The organism is Bradyrhizobium sp. 27S5 (assembly GCF_037217225.1).
In the GTDB taxonomy this organism is placed as follows: domain Bacteria; phylum Pseudomonadota; class Alphaproteobacteria; order Rhizobiales; family Xanthobacteraceae; genus Bradyrhizobium; species Bradyrhizobium septentrionale.
The window spans coordinates 5,822,406-5,837,351 of record NZ_CP147714.1; the positions used below are offsets into that span (position 1 = coordinate 5,822,406).

At 59.9% G+C, this 14,946-nt stretch carries 13 protein-coding genes; 5 read left to right on the forward strand and 8 right to left on the reverse strand.

Annotation, left to right across the window (positions count from 1 at the left end; translation table 11 throughout):
* Window positions 1-4 precede the first annotated feature (4 nt).
* Complete coding sequence (locus WDM24_RS27500) at window positions 5-742, reverse strand: hypothetical protein (RefSeq protein WP_224496859.1); 738 nt, start codon at window positions 740-742, stop codon at window positions 5-7.
* 260 nt (window positions 743-1,002) lie between these two features.
* On the reverse strand, window positions 1,003-2,127 hold the full coding sequence (locus WDM24_RS27505; protein WP_338827962.1) for a calcium-binding protein: 1,125 nt from the start codon (window positions 2,125-2,127) through the stop codon (window positions 1,003-1,005).
* A 645-nt stretch (window positions 2,128-2,772) separates the two neighbouring features.
* On the opposite strand from WDM24_RS27505, the gene WDM24_RS27510 reads away from it, so the two are divergent.
* Window positions 2,773-4,479 (forward strand): glycosyltransferase family 4 protein, encoded by a 1,707-nt coding sequence (locus WDM24_RS27510; RefSeq protein WP_338827964.1) that lies wholly within the window; start codon window positions 2,773-2,775, stop codon window positions 4,477-4,479.
* 262 nt (window positions 4,480-4,741) lie between these two features.
* Here WDM24_RS27510 and WDM24_RS27515 read toward each other — a convergent pair whose 3' ends face one another.
* From WDM24_RS27515 to WDM24_RS27525, 3 genes are all read right to left on the reverse strand, one after another.
* Window positions 4,742-5,380, reverse strand: coding sequence for an NIPSNAP family protein (locus WDM24_RS27515; protein WP_338827965.1), 639 nt, complete (start codon window positions 5,378-5,380; stop codon window positions 4,742-4,744).
* A 100-nt stretch (window positions 5,381-5,480) separates the two neighbouring features.
* Window positions 5,481-6,146 (reverse strand): DsbA family oxidoreductase, encoded by a 666-nt coding sequence (locus WDM24_RS27520; protein WP_338690818.1) that lies wholly within the window; start codon window positions 6,144-6,146, stop codon window positions 5,481-5,483.
* Window positions 6,147-6,206: 60 nt separating this feature from the next.
* Window positions 6,207-7,031, reverse strand: coding sequence for a helix-turn-helix transcriptional regulator (locus tag WDM24_RS27525; RefSeq protein WP_338827967.1), 825 nt, complete (start codon window positions 7,029-7,031; stop codon window positions 6,207-6,209).
* Between the two features lie 300 nt (window positions 7,032-7,331).
* Between WDM24_RS27525 and WDM24_RS27530 the strand changes: the two genes are divergently transcribed.
* Complete coding sequence (locus tag WDM24_RS27530) at window positions 7,332-7,754, forward strand: hypothetical protein (protein WP_338827968.1); 423 nt, start codon at window positions 7,332-7,334, stop codon at window positions 7,752-7,754.
* Window positions 7,755-9,028: 1,274 nt separating this feature from the next.
* On the opposite strand, the gene WDM24_RS27535 is transcribed toward WDM24_RS27530, so the two are convergent.
* A complete protein-coding gene (locus WDM24_RS27535; protein ID WP_338827970.1) occupies window positions 9,029-9,544 on the reverse strand; it encodes a hypothetical protein in 516 nt (171 codons plus the stop codon).
* Between the two features lie 252 nt (window positions 9,545-9,796).
* Here WDM24_RS27535 and WDM24_RS27540 point away from each other — a divergent pair, with 252 nt between their 5' ends.
* Entirely contained in the window at window positions 9,797-10,273 is a 477-nt protein-coding gene (locus WDM24_RS27540) for a phasin family protein (RefSeq protein WP_338827972.1), read from the forward strand.
* A gap of 1,274 nt (window positions 10,274-11,547) precedes the next feature.
* Here WDM24_RS27540 and WDM24_RS27545 read toward each other — a convergent pair.
* Window positions 11,548-11,823 carry a hypothetical protein gene (locus tag WDM24_RS27545; RefSeq protein ID WP_338827974.1) on the reverse strand — a complete coding sequence of 92 codons (276 nt, stop codon included), beginning with the start codon at window positions 11,821-11,823 and terminating at the stop codon, window positions 11,548-11,550.
* Between the two features lie 405 nt (window positions 11,824-12,228).
* Between WDM24_RS27545 and WDM24_RS27550 the strand changes: the two genes are divergently transcribed.
* Entirely contained in the window at window positions 12,229-12,420 is a 192-nt protein-coding gene (locus tag WDM24_RS27550) for a CsbD family protein (RefSeq protein WP_338827976.1), read from the forward strand.
* A gap of 135 nt (window positions 12,421-12,555) precedes the next feature.
* On the opposite strand, the gene WDM24_RS27555 is transcribed toward WDM24_RS27550, so the two are convergent.
* A complete protein-coding gene (locus WDM24_RS27555) occupies window positions 12,556-13,620 on the reverse strand; it encodes an HWE histidine kinase domain-containing protein (RefSeq protein ID WP_338827978.1) in 1,065 nt (354 codons plus the stop codon).
* A gap of 715 nt (window positions 13,621-14,335) precedes the next feature.
* On the opposite strand from WDM24_RS27555, the gene WDM24_RS27560 reads away from it, so the two are divergent.
* Complete coding sequence (locus WDM24_RS27560) at window positions 14,336-14,878, forward strand: ferritin-like domain-containing protein (protein WP_338827979.1); 543 nt, start codon at window positions 14,336-14,338, stop codon at window positions 14,876-14,878.
* The last annotated feature ends 68 nt before the right edge of the window (window positions 14,879-14,946 follow it).

The following is a 14,946-nucleotide window of genomic DNA, read 5'->3' on the forward strand; positions in this document are numbered from 1 at the left end:
TTTCCTAGCGCTGTTTCTCGACAAGCAAGGTTTTCGGCCGTCGCGATTTGGCGGTTTCGAACAATGAATAGGTCCGGCTGACGTAGTTGGTCACGGCCGACACGCCCTGCATGTATTCTCGCAGCTGCGGCGTCATATCCGCCTCGACCATGCGGACCGGCCGGGTTGGATCCTGGAATTCGAAGCGAACGTAGAACCAGGGATCGCCGCGCTTCAGCACCAGCTCCTTGCTGATGTCATGCCATTCGAAGGCCCACATCATCGGGCGCGGCCAGATATGAATCGGCAGCCGGCCGCCGATCATCACGCCCGGCAACGGCGTCGTGTAGTAGTGATTGAAGGCCGGTAACTGCATCATGTAGACCAGTTCGTCGGCCAGGAAGACGTACGGGCTCCCAATTTGCAGAATTGGCCGCTTCGGATGACGCCATTCCTTGGGGGAGTTGAGCTTGACCAGTTCCGCGAGTGCCTTCGGCCGGATCGAGGACATGTCACCGGCCGTGCTGCTGAGCTTTGGCTCATTGGTTTTCGGATCGATCGCGATCCGAAGCTGAATGTCGACCGGGCAGTTGACCTGGAAGATGCGCGCTTCGTGATCGATCACGGCGGGGCAGTATGTCACGGCCTTGGCGTGCGCGGTGCGCTTCTCTTCCCGGCTGAGCCGGCTCGGGGCCTCCCACATGAAGGTGGCCTTGTTGGTGTCAAGCGTCCAACCAACCTCGACGGCCCTGTTGAGAGACACCTTTCGCTTCAAGAAATCAAACATTCCCCTAACCTCAATACCGGCCATCATAGTTGCTTCGGCCGGTTCATGCACTTCCAACTTCGTCGCGTCGAGATCCCGCAAAACCACGGGCTAACCAACTTGAAACGCTCCGCGCCCGGCCGCTGCAAGAGCGGACGGGCGCTTTCGATCTGGGAAACTGGGGTTTTCGAACCATCCAGCCCGAATACGCGGCGGCGAAAAGGGGGCCCGGGAGAAAGCTCCCGGGCCCCCTCTCGTTAACTGACAATCGAGAAATTCGCCGCCGTGACCGTGGCTGCGGAAGCGCCGTTCAGCCAGACCGCAGTGTCGCCATCGACCTGGACGACGAAGTAGGCGCCGTTCTGGTAGGAGTGCGACAGCACGTCAGCGAACGAACTGAAGCCTGTGCCGTTCAGCTGCACGGTATCGGTGGCTGCGTTGAAGTCCTGAACCACCTCGACGCCCGGCACGTCGTTGGAGACAAACGTATTGTTGCCGCCGCCGCCGAAGTAGTAGTTCACGCCGGTGCCGCCATCGAAATAGTCGTTGCCGGCGCCGCCGAGCAGAACGTCAACGCCGGCACCGCCGTACATGGTGTCGTCGCCGTTGCCGCCGTAGAGATAGTCGTTGCCCTGGTCGCCGTACATGACGTCGTTGCCGTCGTCGCCATTCTCGACCGCCGAGCCCTGGGTGGCGATGATGACGTCGTTGCCCGTTCCGCCGTAGGCATTGCTGAGGTTGCCACTGCTCATGTAGAGCCAGTCGTCGCCGGCGTCGCCTTCGAGCAGATCGGCGCCGGCATCTCCGGTGATGGTGTCGTTGCCGTTGCCGCCATACGACGTATCGTTGCCGGTGCCGCCATACATCAAATCGTTGCCGTCACCGCCGAACAGGAGGTCATCGCCGCCGCCGCCTGCAAGGACATCGTTGCCGAGGCCACCGTACAGACCCGGCGTCACGGAACCGAAAGCGCCAGTGATGGCGGCGCCGCTGTCGCTACCGTCGCCACCGTAGATCGTGTCGTTGCCGTTTGAGCCATCCAAGCGGTCGCGGCCAGCACCGCCATCGATGATGTGGAGCTGCGTAGTCAGACCGCTCGAATCTTCCTGGATGTAATCGTCGCCGCTGCCGCCATACTCGAACTGGCTAACGGCGGTATTGCCACCCTGGATGAAATCGTTGCCGTCGCCGCCGTAGAAATTGCCGTAGGCCGTGCTGGACCAGAGGGCATAGATATAGTCGTTGCCCTGGCCGCCCTCCCAGTAGTCGAAACCGACGATGCTGCTTCCCAGCGTGTCGTTGCCCTGGCCACCATAGAGTGAATCGAAGTTGGCTGCGGGGGTAACGCTGTTGTCGGTGCTGTCGCCGTAAAACACGGGCATGGAATATCTCCGTCAATATTGGCTCTTCGTCGAGCCGGCCAAAAACTTAGAGGCGGCCAAATATGGGGAACCGCCGGGGGACGAAATGGCCTCGAAAGGCCGGTCTTCAAACAAGGCGTTAACCTAGCATCCAACTGTTTTGGTATCGGCGATGGTTGCAAGGTTCAATGCAATCGAAAATCACCTGCTTTAATTTCCAAGGCCGGCCGTAGAGATAGGCGACCGGCGCTTGGCACCAGAAGCCGGAGTTGCGAGGCCGCCTGCCCCGGCTCAAAACACCAAAAGAGGCTCGGAAGAAGGGTCCCGGACCCCGCCTCGCCGACTAACAATAGGGGAATTCGCCGCCGGGCACTGTGGTCGCGCTCACATTTGCGCTGATCAACAAACTGCCGTGTCGCGGCCGACCATGAAACATCTCCGTCAATATGCAGGCTCTTCGTCGAGCCGCTAAAAAAAGCGAGGGCGGCCACAAATCGAAGCCAACCCAAACGATGCCGGCCACGGGGGCCGAACCTCTCAAATACACCGTTACGCTAACACGGCGTTCGGCAGGCACGCTATCGCCCTCAGGTTGCAGGTTCAAGGAGACTGAAAAAAGAAATCAGGTTCCACTGCAACCGCCCCACCTGCTATCAATCTCCGGTATTGTTGATTTTGGATGCTCCGATGTCGTTTCCCCCAGCCGCGATTTTCTATCTCCCCGAAGCCTACTCGCTTGGCGACAAGCGCATCATGGGACGTCAGGCTGCTGGAGCGGGATTTCTCAAGGCGCTGGCGCGCGAGAAACCGGAACGGCTGTTCTGCTACACGCCAAAGCGGGAATTCGTCGATCAGTTCGCGACCGATATAAGGCGTTCCGGATCGGATACCACCACCATCGAATGGCTGCCGCCGCCGGCGCATCGACGTCTTGGCGAACCAGGGCTGCTGTATCTACCCGACCCCGGCCTCGGCCCGTACGCCTGGCGGCGGGCGCGGCATTCGCCTCGCGCCTATAGCCTGTGCGGCATCACGCACACGACGATGACCCATGTTGCGATGGGGATGCTGTCGTCGATGCCGCTCAGTCCGCTCGAGCATTGGGATGCGGTTATTTGCACCTCGCTTGCAGTGCACAAGAGCGTCGACCAGTTGCTTAAGGCGCAGGCCGCATTCCTGAAGGCGAGGCTGGGCGCGCGCCGAATGCCGATACCGCAGCTTCCGGTGATCCCGCTCGGGGTCAATTGCGCCGACTTCACCTTTCGCGAAGGCGAACGGCAACGCGCCAGGCAGATGTTGGGAATCGACGACGATGAGATCGTCCTGCTTTACGTCGGACGCCTGTCTTTCCATGCCAAGGCCCACCACGTTCCCATGCTGCTGGCGGCGGAACAGGCCAGCAAGGGACATAAGGTCGTGCTGGTGCTGGCCGGCTGGTTCAGCCGCGACGCCACCGAGGAGCTCTATGTCCGCGAGTGCGCCCAATTTGGCCCGTCTCTGCGGCGCATCTTCGTCGACGGGCGCAAGGCCAAGGATCTGAAGGCCGCATGGGCGGCGGCCGACATCTTCACCTCGCTCGCCGACAATTTTCAGGAGACGTTCGGCCTCACGCCGGTCGAGGCGATGGCCTCTGGCCTGCCGGTCGTGGTGTCGGACTGGAACGGCTACAAGGAGACCATTCGTCACGGCACCGACGGCTTCCGGGTGCCAACCCTCACTTTGCCGCCAGGTTCGGCCGAGTTCCTCGTCGAGCGGGCAGACTTCGGCTTCGACAATTACGACACCTATACCGCCCTCACGAGCCAGTTGATCGCAGTCGACATCCCCGCCGCCGCGACCGCCTATTCGACGCTGTTTGCCAATCCCGATCTGCGGCGGCAGATGGGAGCAGCGGGGCAGAAGCGCGCGCGCGATCACTATGACTGGTCGCAGATCATGAAGCTGTATGCACAGCTTTGGACCGAACTCGGAGCGCGCAGGCGAAGCAAGGTCGAAGGCACCGTGCCGGCAGGAGCGATCCGGCCGGACCGGCTCAATCCGTTCACGATGTTCAACTCCTATCCGACGCGAACGCTCGACGGCGCATGCGTATTCGCGCTGGGCGAAGGCGTGGACCGCAAGGAAGTGCAACGCAGGCTTTCCACCGAAAGTATCGCGCGGGCCGCTCAGGTAGTTGCCCGGCCGCAGGTTGTGGACGAGATCGTCGGCACCTTTGAAAAGCATGGCCCGTCGTTGTCGATGTCGGACCTGATCCGACACATGCCCAACGTACCCGGTGAATCTGTGGAACGAACGGTGATGGTTCTGACCAAATGCGGTGTCCTCACCCTGCAGTCAAAACCGAAAGCGACGCCTTCCGCGAGCAAACCGTGATCCGGCGGCTGGCTCGAGCAATGGCGCATCGCGGTGGCCGCATTCGCGGCCGCGAACGGTTTACCCTTTCCTAGCCATCCGGACACACCGGGAAACAATTGGCTCCCGCTGTCAGGTTGGTGTCAGCTGGCCCGACTAGCGTTGCAGCGCGCTGTTTCTCAGGCGGCGCGCGCCCTTGCTTGGAAGGCCTCATCCGATGGAAACATCGGGTGGGGCCTTCTGCCTGCGTGCCCGGCAGGACGACCGCGGATGATCGCGGCCCTCACTGCAACGGCGAGTGCGGCGCCGGCAGCATGATGGTCGAGTGCATCTCTTCCAGCAGCAGCGTGCCCTTGCTCAGGAATTCGAGCCAGGCCGGATCCTTCATCGCCCCGCCGCGCGCCGCGGCGCGGGCGTTGAGATCGGGATAGGCCCAGATATGGCAGACCTCGTTGGGCTGCCCGGAATCGGTGTGCCAGAGGCCGACGATCTTGGAGTATTTTTCGCGCTCCGGCAGCACGCCGGTGATCAGATCGAGCCATTGCTTGACGCCGCCGAGCGGCTTGGCGCGATAATTGCGGAATTCGTAGACGTTGCCCGTCGTCGCCGGCGCCACCGGCGGGATGATCGCATTCAGCAGCCGGACCTCCTGGCGCACCAAGAGCGGGCGGATCACCGGAATATACTCGCCGGTCCAGCGCGGATTCTTCGCGAGCTCGGCGCGCAGCCGGCTCCGCTCGTTGAGATCGGCGTAGCTCCACATGTGCATGACCTGATTGAGCGGACCGATCTCGGTGATCCAGTAGCCCTCGAGCTTGCCGAAATTGTCGCCGCGGATATCGCGCGAGATCGTGCTCGCCGCCTTCACCATCTCGCCGACGGTCCCTGGACGTACCGTGTAGGTGCGCAGCTCATAGATCATGGTTGTCTCCCTGATTGTTTGCGATGGATCGTGTGGGCAAGATGAAATGGGCAAGACGAAAAAGCCCGGCGTGAGCCGGGCTTTCGAAGAGGATTGCGGACTACTCGGCCGCCTGTGCGTTGATCTCGGCGGAGACCTGGCGGATGGCGCGGGCGAGCTGCTCGGCCGGCTGGGCGCCTGATACCGCGTATTTCTGCGCGAAGACGAAGGTCGGCACGCCGGAAATGCCCTTCTCGGCGGCCTCCTGGGCCTGCGCAGAGACCAGGGCCGTGTCCTCGTCGGTGGCAAGGCGCTTGCGGACGTCGTCGGCGTCGAGCCCGACATCGGCTGCCGCCTGCACCAGCACGTTGGTGTCGGTGAGATCGCCACCATCGCGGAAATAGAGCTCCATCAGCCGCTGCTTCATCTCGGCCGCCTTGCCCTCGGCCTCGGCCCAGTGGATCAGGCGGTGGCAGTCGATCGTGTTGGGCTGCCGCTTGACGAGCTCGGGATGGTAGGTCAGCCCTTCCTCATTGGCGGCGGCGACCACGCGGCCGGCGATGCCCTTGTAGGCCTCGACCGAGCCGAACTTGGCGGTGAGGTATTCGTCGCGGCTGATGCCCTCGCGGGGCACCCAATTGTTGAGGAAGAACGGCCGCCAGTGCACCTCGACCGGCACATCCGGCACCAGCTTGAGCGCATCCTCGATGCGATGTTTGCCGATATAGCACCAGGGGCAAACGACGTCGGAGACGATATCGAGGCGAAGCGGCTTCAGATCGCTCATGGCGGGGTTCCCGGCGGGATGGAACCCCAAAGTAGGCCGAAAGTGCCCCGAGACAAGCCGCTATTTCATACTGGCTGCCATCTGCCGCATCCGCTCGGCGGTCAGCTCATCGGCCGGAAAGAAGGTCTCCAGCGCCAGTTCCTGCAGCGTGATGTCGACCGGCGTGCCGAACACCATGGTGGTCGAGATGAAGCTCAGGATCTCGCCATTGAGGCGCAGCTTGAACGGGAGCGCGACATTGTTGTCGGGGGCGATCGGAGCCGATCGAGCCGGGATCGGGTAGGACTTCAGGTCCTGATAGAGCTTCAGCAGCTCCGGATCGGCGGTGGCCTCGCACTGGCGGTGCAGCCGCTCGAGCAGATGCGCGGCCCATTCCGGCAGGTTGACGGTGCGCGGCGCGAGCCCTTCCGGGTGGAAGGCGAGCCGCAGGATGTTGAAGGGCTGGCCGAGCAGCCGCTGCGGCACGCCCTCGAGCAACGGCGCCACCATGCGGTTGGCCGAGACCAGATTGTAGTGCCGGTCATAGGCCAGCGCCGGATGCGGCTCATGCGCCTTCAAGACCAGGTTGATCGCCTCGCGCGCCGATTTCAGCGCGGGATCGTCCAGCGGGCGTTGCGGGAATGCGGGGGCGAAACCCGCGGCGACCAGCAGCACGTTGCGTTCGCGTAGGGGCACGTCGAGGCGCTCCGCCAGTTTGAGGACCATGTCGCGCGACGGCGCCGAGCGGCCGGTCTCGACGAAGCTCAAATGCCGCGCCGAGATCTCGGCATCGACGGCAAGGTCGAGCTGGCTGAGATGACGGCGCTGCCGCCATTCGCGCAGGTGCTCGCCGATCAGGACGGGTTTTGCGGGCTCGGCCCGCGCCAAGGATGCATGTGCGTTCATGGTGCAAAACCTACCATGCGAAATTCGGTCGTTCCATTACGCCTGAGGTAATGGATATTGGTACTTAGCGCCTTGAGATTGCTGCACTTATTTTCCGATGGTTCGGCCGATACCAACAAAAATACCAACATTTCGAAGGCAACCGCCGACACTAAAAAGATTTTTTGCGAGCCCATTGGACATCGATCAGCAAAGCCGGCGACTGGTTCGCAACCTGACCAAAATCAGCGGTCTGCCAATTCTTTGTCGACTATCCCAGCGGCCTACTTCCGCGACAGATTTCGACCTAGAATAGCATCGATGTCCACACAACGGTCGAGCAGTGCTTCCTGCATCGCGGAGCTCCTGCTACCAAAATTTTCTCTTACGTTGCAGTGGCTCTGTTCGGAGCTCGCGCGACAATATTGCATTCAAGTTTCGAGGGATAAGGAGCGCGACTACCGCTATATTGAGATCAACCGGGCACTGCGGCCGATGTATCCCGAACTTTTCGGGACAACGATCCGCGGCATCGAGGAGATTGGCGGCACAGTCGAGCAGAACGTCGAGACCGACCTCCTTTCGGTCAATGACGAATTCACGACGTCGTTATGCCTTGTCCGGGCGCAGGAGACGATGGCTGGCTCACATCGCTGGAAGATCCGCTTCGATGCCGGCCTGCGCCCCGACATCACTGTCGCGATTCGGATGAACCAGATGAACAGCGCCATCCTCGACCGCTAGGCCTTTTCGCAGAGTCCATCGCCTGGTCGAACTTCAAGGTCGACCAACCTGTTGAGCTCTTCTTCCGTCAGGCGGACGAAATCGCCAACCATGTTGGCAACGAGATAGTGATTTAAACCCTGTACGCTCGAAATTAAACGGCAACAACGAAAGATCCTTGGTTGCCGTGCTGAAGCTTTCTACCCGGCAAAGAGTCAGGCTCACCCACTGGGGTGGATGCCTGCGAGCATCGCGTTCGGCTCGGTCAGCCACAGACCAAATGCGGCCGGCACTGTTTGGCCTTGTTGTGCGCGGTCGAGCCGGCATATTCGGCTCAGTTCCCGGCAAACACGGTCAGCGGCCGATCGTCGTCGAGCGCGAACCAGACGATGTCCCACGGGCTATCCGCACGTCGTCTGAATGCGTGCGCCTCGGGATGAGGAAGACGCTTCGGCGGCCTATGCCGGATGATGCGCTCAAGATCGTGGCGGAACCTCGAAGCAAGACAGCGCGGTCGCCTGAGCAGCGGGTTTACCTTGTTGCCGCTTTTTCCCGCCCAGACGGCCTCTTGGGGTATCTACTGCTTTCAGCTGCTTCCGCCGCCTCCGAACTCTATCTTGGCGTATAAGCCCGCATGTTCCCGCGATTTCTGGAAGTCAGATTGCAACTTTTCCTTGTAAGATCATCTCCTTTATGCTGGAGGATTGTAGTTTCCAGGCCGAGTGCCAGCGCCACCAAGCATTATTCAGCTTGGTCGCGCTGTGCGCTTGAGTGTCCTAATTCGAATTGCAAAGATGTCATCGCTGACGTTCCCCCTATGGACCGTTCTTGGCCTAGATCAAAGTGGCTAGTCCCGGCGAGCCAATAGACACCCCAGCGTCTCGGCGCTCATACTGCTCACATGGCAAAGATGGTGATGATTGTGAGCGCCTTCGGGTTGCTGACGTTCGCTGTCGCGCTCGCGACCATGCCTTATTTTTGATGCCCGGACGACGCGGCAGGCGGTCTCCCGATGGAAGCGGGGTCACCCACGCGGTGCGCTACTCTTGAATGTGCTTGAATTTCTCGATCCCGCGATATGCTGGCATATAGCCCCCCAAATAGGCGCGAGCGCAACACGCTCAGTCACCGATATGCCCCGGACCGAATTGTGCGGGATCGGTGCGGCCATCCCGTTAGGCCCCCCAGGTGCCAAACGCGCGCTTATTACTCGCCTTATTTGGCGGCGATACCTTTCCATCGACCACCGAGGGCACTTCCTCACCAGTCAGTCGCGGCTGAGCATCGCGACCCACCTAGCGTGATATCAAACGAGTCGTTTGTGGGATGCGTTGTCGCCACCTGGATCGCTGCGTCCGAAACCACTGCGAGGCCTTCGCCACTAATCGGCGAGAGGCTCGCCACGCTTCTGTTGATTCCAGATAGTTGAACACTCTACGCCAATACCCATATCCCCACGCAAACGTGCGGATCGACAAGAGCTTCTTCTTGTTCAAATGAAATAGACGTTCAACGACGGTCAGCTTTAAGACTTCTGCCGCAATGAAAACAACTGCTCCTGCGAAAAAATGGCCAGTCCCGATCAGATAGGCACTTAGTGGTTTCGCCGGCTCCAGCAGGATCACCGGAACCGCAAATAGCGCGAGCGAAGGATAAGGCCGCAGTGAAGTAACCCAGAGCCGTACACGCTCAAGCAGCTTTTGTTTAGCAATCCATGCCGCTATTGGGCGCGTTAAGTACAAAAAGACGCCATCGACGGCGAAATAGATGATGGCAATCACGAAAACAGGTGTGTTCCAAACTCGGGTCATGGACCCCTCCGCTGAGTTAAACGGCGAGAGACCGATCCGTTCCACAGAGGCCGGATAGAACGGCCAGCGGCCAGGGCCGGGAGTCTCGGCCAGAACGACATGCTTGGAGCGCATTAAGGCAAAAGCATTTGATCTGATGCCGTCCTTTGTGCGGTGAATTCAATCTGCGTTTGGAACATTGAATTACACAGCCATGTTGTCGCTACACACGAATGACTATTGCGGTCATCCAATCAACCCTCGGAGTGTCAGATGAGCAAAAAACGGAAACCCGCAACGACGTCAAAGCGCTCCCCCAGCACAATGAAGACAGCTGCCCAACGGGCCAATCAGGCTGTTATCAAAAGCTCGAAAAACACCCCCCTGCGCTCAGTTTCGTTAGGCTCGATTGAACTGCCCACTGAGTGTGATAACGACTCGACACAAGAGGCTCTTCCCGCTGAACCGGCGACAACCTCACAAGACGACTGCAAAGAAACGATGACGCATAACGATTCAAAGGAAGTGTTTGTTTTCTCGTCAGCCACGGCAAACGTGCGGGCTTATCAAGCAAAGTTCCTGGAAATGGCACAAGCCAACATGCAATTGGCTTTTGAATTCACCCAGAGGCTTGCGGCGATTAGGTCGCCCGTTGAACTTCTCAGTGTCATTGGAGAATTCGCAAGCAAGCGTATTGCACTGTTCCAGAAGTATTCGATAGAAATGGCTGAATTAGGTACCAAGCGGTGAAAGGCTAAGACTAAGGGTACCTGATTCTTCTCAAACAGCGAGATCTGCCTCAGCCCCACATCGCATCTAGGGAAGGCGCGAACATGCTCGCATCTTGACGGGCCATTTCGCTTGGCCGCATAGGCCATCGATATCAGATCTAGTCTGCGCCAAGTCGCCTGCCAACTCTTCTAGGACGGGGCTGTCTTAAGCGCCTAGCCGAGCCTCGTGGATGCAATGTCATGACCTCACGCTGAATCCTGCACGACACGCGCTGGTCTGGTCTATGAGAACCAGCCTCATTGTTGTTGGGCTGTGTGAATCACTTTCAGGCATTGCCGCGCAGACTCGATTTCCGCATCGGTCGCTCCCTTGGACCGCGCCCAGGATTCTGCAGCAGGCGCGGTGTATTTCGCCGCGTAAAAGCGAACCACCACGCAAGACACCCGATGAAAGTGTGGCATGTCGCCGGCGTACGCGGGCAAAGCATTCAAGCAAAGCAAAAGAAAAACGGCACTCCACGCCAAATCATGGCAGTCGCCTCCGTGGAACCCAAACTCCAATGCTCTTGCGACGGATCGGTTCCTCTGGCGCATGCTGCGCGGCATCGCGAGGCGTCAACGCTCAAAATGAATGTAGACCAAGTTCGTAACCATCCAGCCAACGCCCCCGCTCAACGGCACGGCAGCCCAATAAAGCCAACGGCTGACATTACGCACGCCTGTTGCCTGCACTTGCACATTCTGAACGGCCTGAACTGTCGGCCTCATGTCGGCGATGTCTTTCGTCCCCGTCGCGTTCTGCACTCCCATTGTTGTGATCTCGGCGCGTAGCGCGTCCACCTTCTGGTGCAGATCCTTCCGCCTACTCCGGCGCGGTGCTCCCGCAGGCTACGCCCTCGACGCGACCGATTCCCTCGCGGACGTCCTGGTATTAACAGACGGCGCGCCGCAGGTTGACCTTTGCCAGCACGGCGCGGTCGGTTTTACAGAGCCGCCGGATCTCGCCGGCGTCGAGCTGGCGGTCCGGCGTATCGACCGGCGCGCTCTCGCATGCTCATGCGGATGCGAGGTTGCGAGGCCATGTTCGAATAACGCCGCCTCGTCGTCACGGCGGATGCGCAACCCCTTGCTGTCTGGCCAGAGCCGTTTCATCGACCGGATCAGGCCAGGGATCTTGGCGAGCTCGCCGCCGCCGATCGCCGCCTTGATCTAGCGCATCCCGGTCCAGCGCGCGCCCGGCTTGTTAAATCCGCCGGCGTCATGATTAAACGCGATCGGGAGGATGACGCCGTTTTAATCCGGCGAGAGCTCGTCGAAGCCAGACAGCAGCCGCCGGCAGATCGCGAGATAGCGCGGAATATCATGGTTCGAGAAAACCTCGAGCGCGACGTCCCACGGGATATCGACGACAACGCGCAGCTTGCGCGCCAGTGCAGCCGCGGCCTGCCCCGTGACGCCGCAGCACTTCGCCAACGCCTTGAGCATGGCATCCGGAATCTTGCCGGACCAATCGGCCAGAAACTGCTGCCGCGTTTTCTGGCCGACGTCATAGCCACAGCCGATCGTCACGCCGAATTGTTCGCCCGGCCAAGGTCTGCCCGCTCAGATGCCTTGAATGCCAGGCTTCGCTGGTGACCTCGGCGGCGACGATCAGGTCAAAGGCCGCGCGGGAGGTCCCATGCAAATCGATAGCGCTCGCAGAAACCGCTGCGGAGGTTCATCGTGATAATCCTTTGTGGAATGAGGAGCGCGGCCCGGTCAGACCAGCTTCGCGCGAATTAGCAGTTGGTCGATCTGACCGTCGGAGGGGGTCCGCGATCAGACGCCGCAAGAGGCCAATAGGTCGCTGGATCGGGGTGGCTAGGTAAGCGGGCCATCAACGGAGCGGATGGTCAGCTCCGGTCAAAGGTCCTCGCAGGAAACTACTGCGCAACTCTTTTGTTGGCTCATATCCCATACAGAAGGAGCACTATGATGGATCGCGAACATGTGAAGGGCGCAGCTGACAAGGCAAAAGGCGCCATCAAAGAAGGTGCCGGCAAGCTCACTGGCGACAAGGACTTGGAAACCCAAGGCAAGATCGATAAGGCCAAGGGCTCCATCCACAACGCCGCGGGAGACGTGAAGGATGCAGCGCGGAACGCTGCTGACGCCGTTAAGAAATGAGCGGTAGGGATGACCAAGAATTGGCCGCCTTCGGGCGGCCTTTTCTTTGCCACCAGACGCTCCGGCCGAGTGGCCGCATCACGAATTCCCCTCCGCTGGCTGAATAATGTACAGATGTCCGCTTGGCTGCCCGTCCTATGCAAGCGGCAAAGCGATTACGCAGGCTAGCCCCTGGTCGCGCCAATCAAAACGCACCTCGCCCTTGAGCTGACCAATCATGTTTTCCAGAATGCGTGTGCCGAACCCGCGGTGTCTGGGCGGCGCGGCGGCAGGCCCACCCGACTCGATCCAACGCAAGCTCAGCCTTCCGTCCGGCGCTAGGAACCATAAGATTTCGACGCGGCCGCTCGCTGTCGATAGCGAGCCGTATTTTGCCGCGTTGGTCGCCAGTTCGTGCAAGGAGATTGCAACCGTCTGGGCCGTACTCGGCTCCAGCATAACAGCAGGGCCCTCAATTCGCACCCGCGCATCTTTCTCCCCGCTGCTGTAAGCCAAAAGCTCCTGCGTAGCGAGGCGGTGAAGCTCGGCTCCCGCCCATCGGGATTCCACGAACAGCGTATGGACCTTTGCGAGGGCATCGATTCGCCCTTCGATCAGTTTTTTCAGATCCTCCGACGTATCAGATTTAGAAAGGCGCACCGTCGCCAGCACGTTGGACAAGATGTTCTTTGTTCGATGCTCGGCCTCTCGCGCCAGATTGACAATTTGCGCCTCGCTTAGTTTGCGCTCCGTTATGTCCTGGAAGCAGTTGACGGCGCCGACAACGTTGCCGCCGCTATCCTTGATTGGTTCGATATCAACAAGTGCGATGCCGCGCGAGCCGTCAGGTCGTTCGATGTGCACTTCCTGCTGGCGCACAGAAACACCGGTGCGAAGAACATCTGCCATTGGGCATTGATGGTGCGGGAGCAAACTGCCGTCGGGGCGAAACATTCGATACGAGCCGCAATACCGTTCATTGGGATCGCCAAGTTTAGGCGAGCGGCCCCAGAGTTCGGCAGCACGGCGGTTGTATCGAAGAACGAGACCGTCGCGGTCACAAACATAGACGGCAAATGGGAGTTGTTCGAAGAAGCCCAAAATCAAGCCCGACGATTTCCCCGTCGAAGCCGACAAGAATGAAATTAAAACCGACAAAGGAAAGCCGATCGCGACGGCCGAAGACGAGCCGTTGGCAAAAGAAATCGCCGATCGCCTCAACGAACAGGCCAATCGGGAGGAGCAAGATCGGTGGTCAGCCTGACTTCGCCGTGCGCTCTGGCTATCGAGACGTTGCAGCAGTGAAGTCGACGAGGCCTACGAGACACTCGCCGGGGGTGCCATCGCGTCAGGAGAAAAGCGCGATTACGGGTCCTTGAGAACGACTCCTGAGTTTTGGATGTTCAGAGCGTCGAAAACACTGGACTGAACGGGTAACCTCGCTTCAACAGCGTAGCCCGGTGCGTCAAGATGGCGCCTCACGGCCTCTTCCGCATCTTGCCTGCCTGACACTCGAGAATAATAGGTCCGCGACGCTTCGAGATCACCAAACGAGCGTGATCTCACGTTGACCGCCCAGCCACTCGACATAAAACCTCCTAAGTTGACCGCCTCAAGCCCTTTCTCGGGCTCAATTGCCACCTCTCTCACGCAGCGGTGACGGAGCAGCGCCGCGCCTCGAAGACCGTGCAGGCCCGATCGGCTAAATTCTATTCCTCGCGAAGGGGTTTGTTCCTAGCGGCTCCGCTGCGCCACTTCCGCCCCGCCAGGTCTGCGGCAGCGTTGAAACATCGACTCGAGGCCGCCAATCTTGCGGCGATCTAAAGCCAGGCTGTTAAAACCGTGACCACCCGGAGCGTGCTGGGCACCTGGTCCGGAGGGCGCGGGAGCATCAGGAGCGCCGATCAGAACGCCACAGGAACCCTACTTTCGCAGAATGGTTTGCTCCTCATGTGAACCCCTACGGAGGAAGCCATGGGCTTTTTTACAAAAAGACATCAAAACCCTTGATGATCTCTTCGTCCACACGTTGCGGGACATTTATTACGCAGAGCAGCAGATAGCCAAGAACCTTCCCGACATGGTCGAGAAAGCGACAGACCAATTCCTAAAGACCGGCTTTGAAACTCACCTCGCCGAGACCAAGGGCCAGATCGCCCGGCTTGAAAAGGTCTTCCAGATGCATGGTGTCGAAGCCAAGGGCGTCAACTGCCCCGCCATCGACGGCATCCTGAAGGAAGCCAGCGAAGTTGCCGGCGACGTTGACGATAAGAGCGTGCTGGACGCCGCGCTGATCGCGGCAGCCCAAGCCGTCGAACACTATGAAATCACGCGCTACGGCACCCTGATCGCATGGGCGAACATGCTTGGCCGCAGCGACTGCGCCTCCGTCCTGCAGCAGAATCTCGACGAGGAAAAAGCAACGGACAGCAAGCTGAACACGATGGCGCTGAAGAGCGTGAACCGTAAGGCAGCGTAGTAGAGGCGTGTAAGCGGAAAACCAAGGGCTGCCCAGACCGGTCGGGCAGCCCTTTGCTTTTAAGTAAC

Excerpts from the sequence above, each read along its gene's own strand:
- WDM24_RS27505 (WP_338827962.1), bottom strand. The coding sequence starts at position 2,127 with ATGCCCGTGTTTTACGGCGACAGCACCGACAACAGCGTTACCCCCGCA.
- WDM24_RS27540 (WP_338827972.1), top strand. The coding sequence starts at position 9,797 with ATGAGCAAAAAACGGAAACCCGCAACGACGTCAAAGCGCTCCCCCAGC.
- WDM24_RS27520 (WP_338690818.1), bottom strand. The coding sequence starts at position 6,146 with ATGAGCGATCTGAAGCCGCTTCGCCTCGATATCGTCTCCGACGTCGTT.
- WDM24_RS27530 (WP_338827968.1), top strand. The coding sequence starts at position 7,332 with ATGTCCACACAACGGTCGAGCAGTGCTTCCTGCATCGCGGAGCTCCTG.
- WDM24_RS27535 (WP_338827970.1), bottom strand. The coding sequence starts at position 9,544 with ATGACCCGAGTTTGGAACACACCTGTTTTCGTGATTGCCATCATCTAT.
- WDM24_RS27560 (WP_338827979.1), top strand. The coding sequence starts at position 14,336 with ATGGTTTGCTCCTCATGTGAACCCCTACGGAGGAAGCCATGGGCTTTT.
- WDM24_RS27525 (WP_338827967.1), bottom strand. The coding sequence starts at position 7,031 with ATGAACGCACATGCATCCTTGGCGCGGGCCGAGCCCGCAAAACCCGTC.
- WDM24_RS27550 (WP_338827976.1), top strand. The coding sequence starts at position 12,229 with ATGGATCGCGAACATGTGAAGGGCGCAGCTGACAAGGCAAAAGGCGCC.
- WDM24_RS27515 (WP_338827965.1), bottom strand. The coding sequence starts at position 5,380 with ATGATCTATGAGCTGCGCACCTACACGGTACGTCCAGGGACCGTCGGC.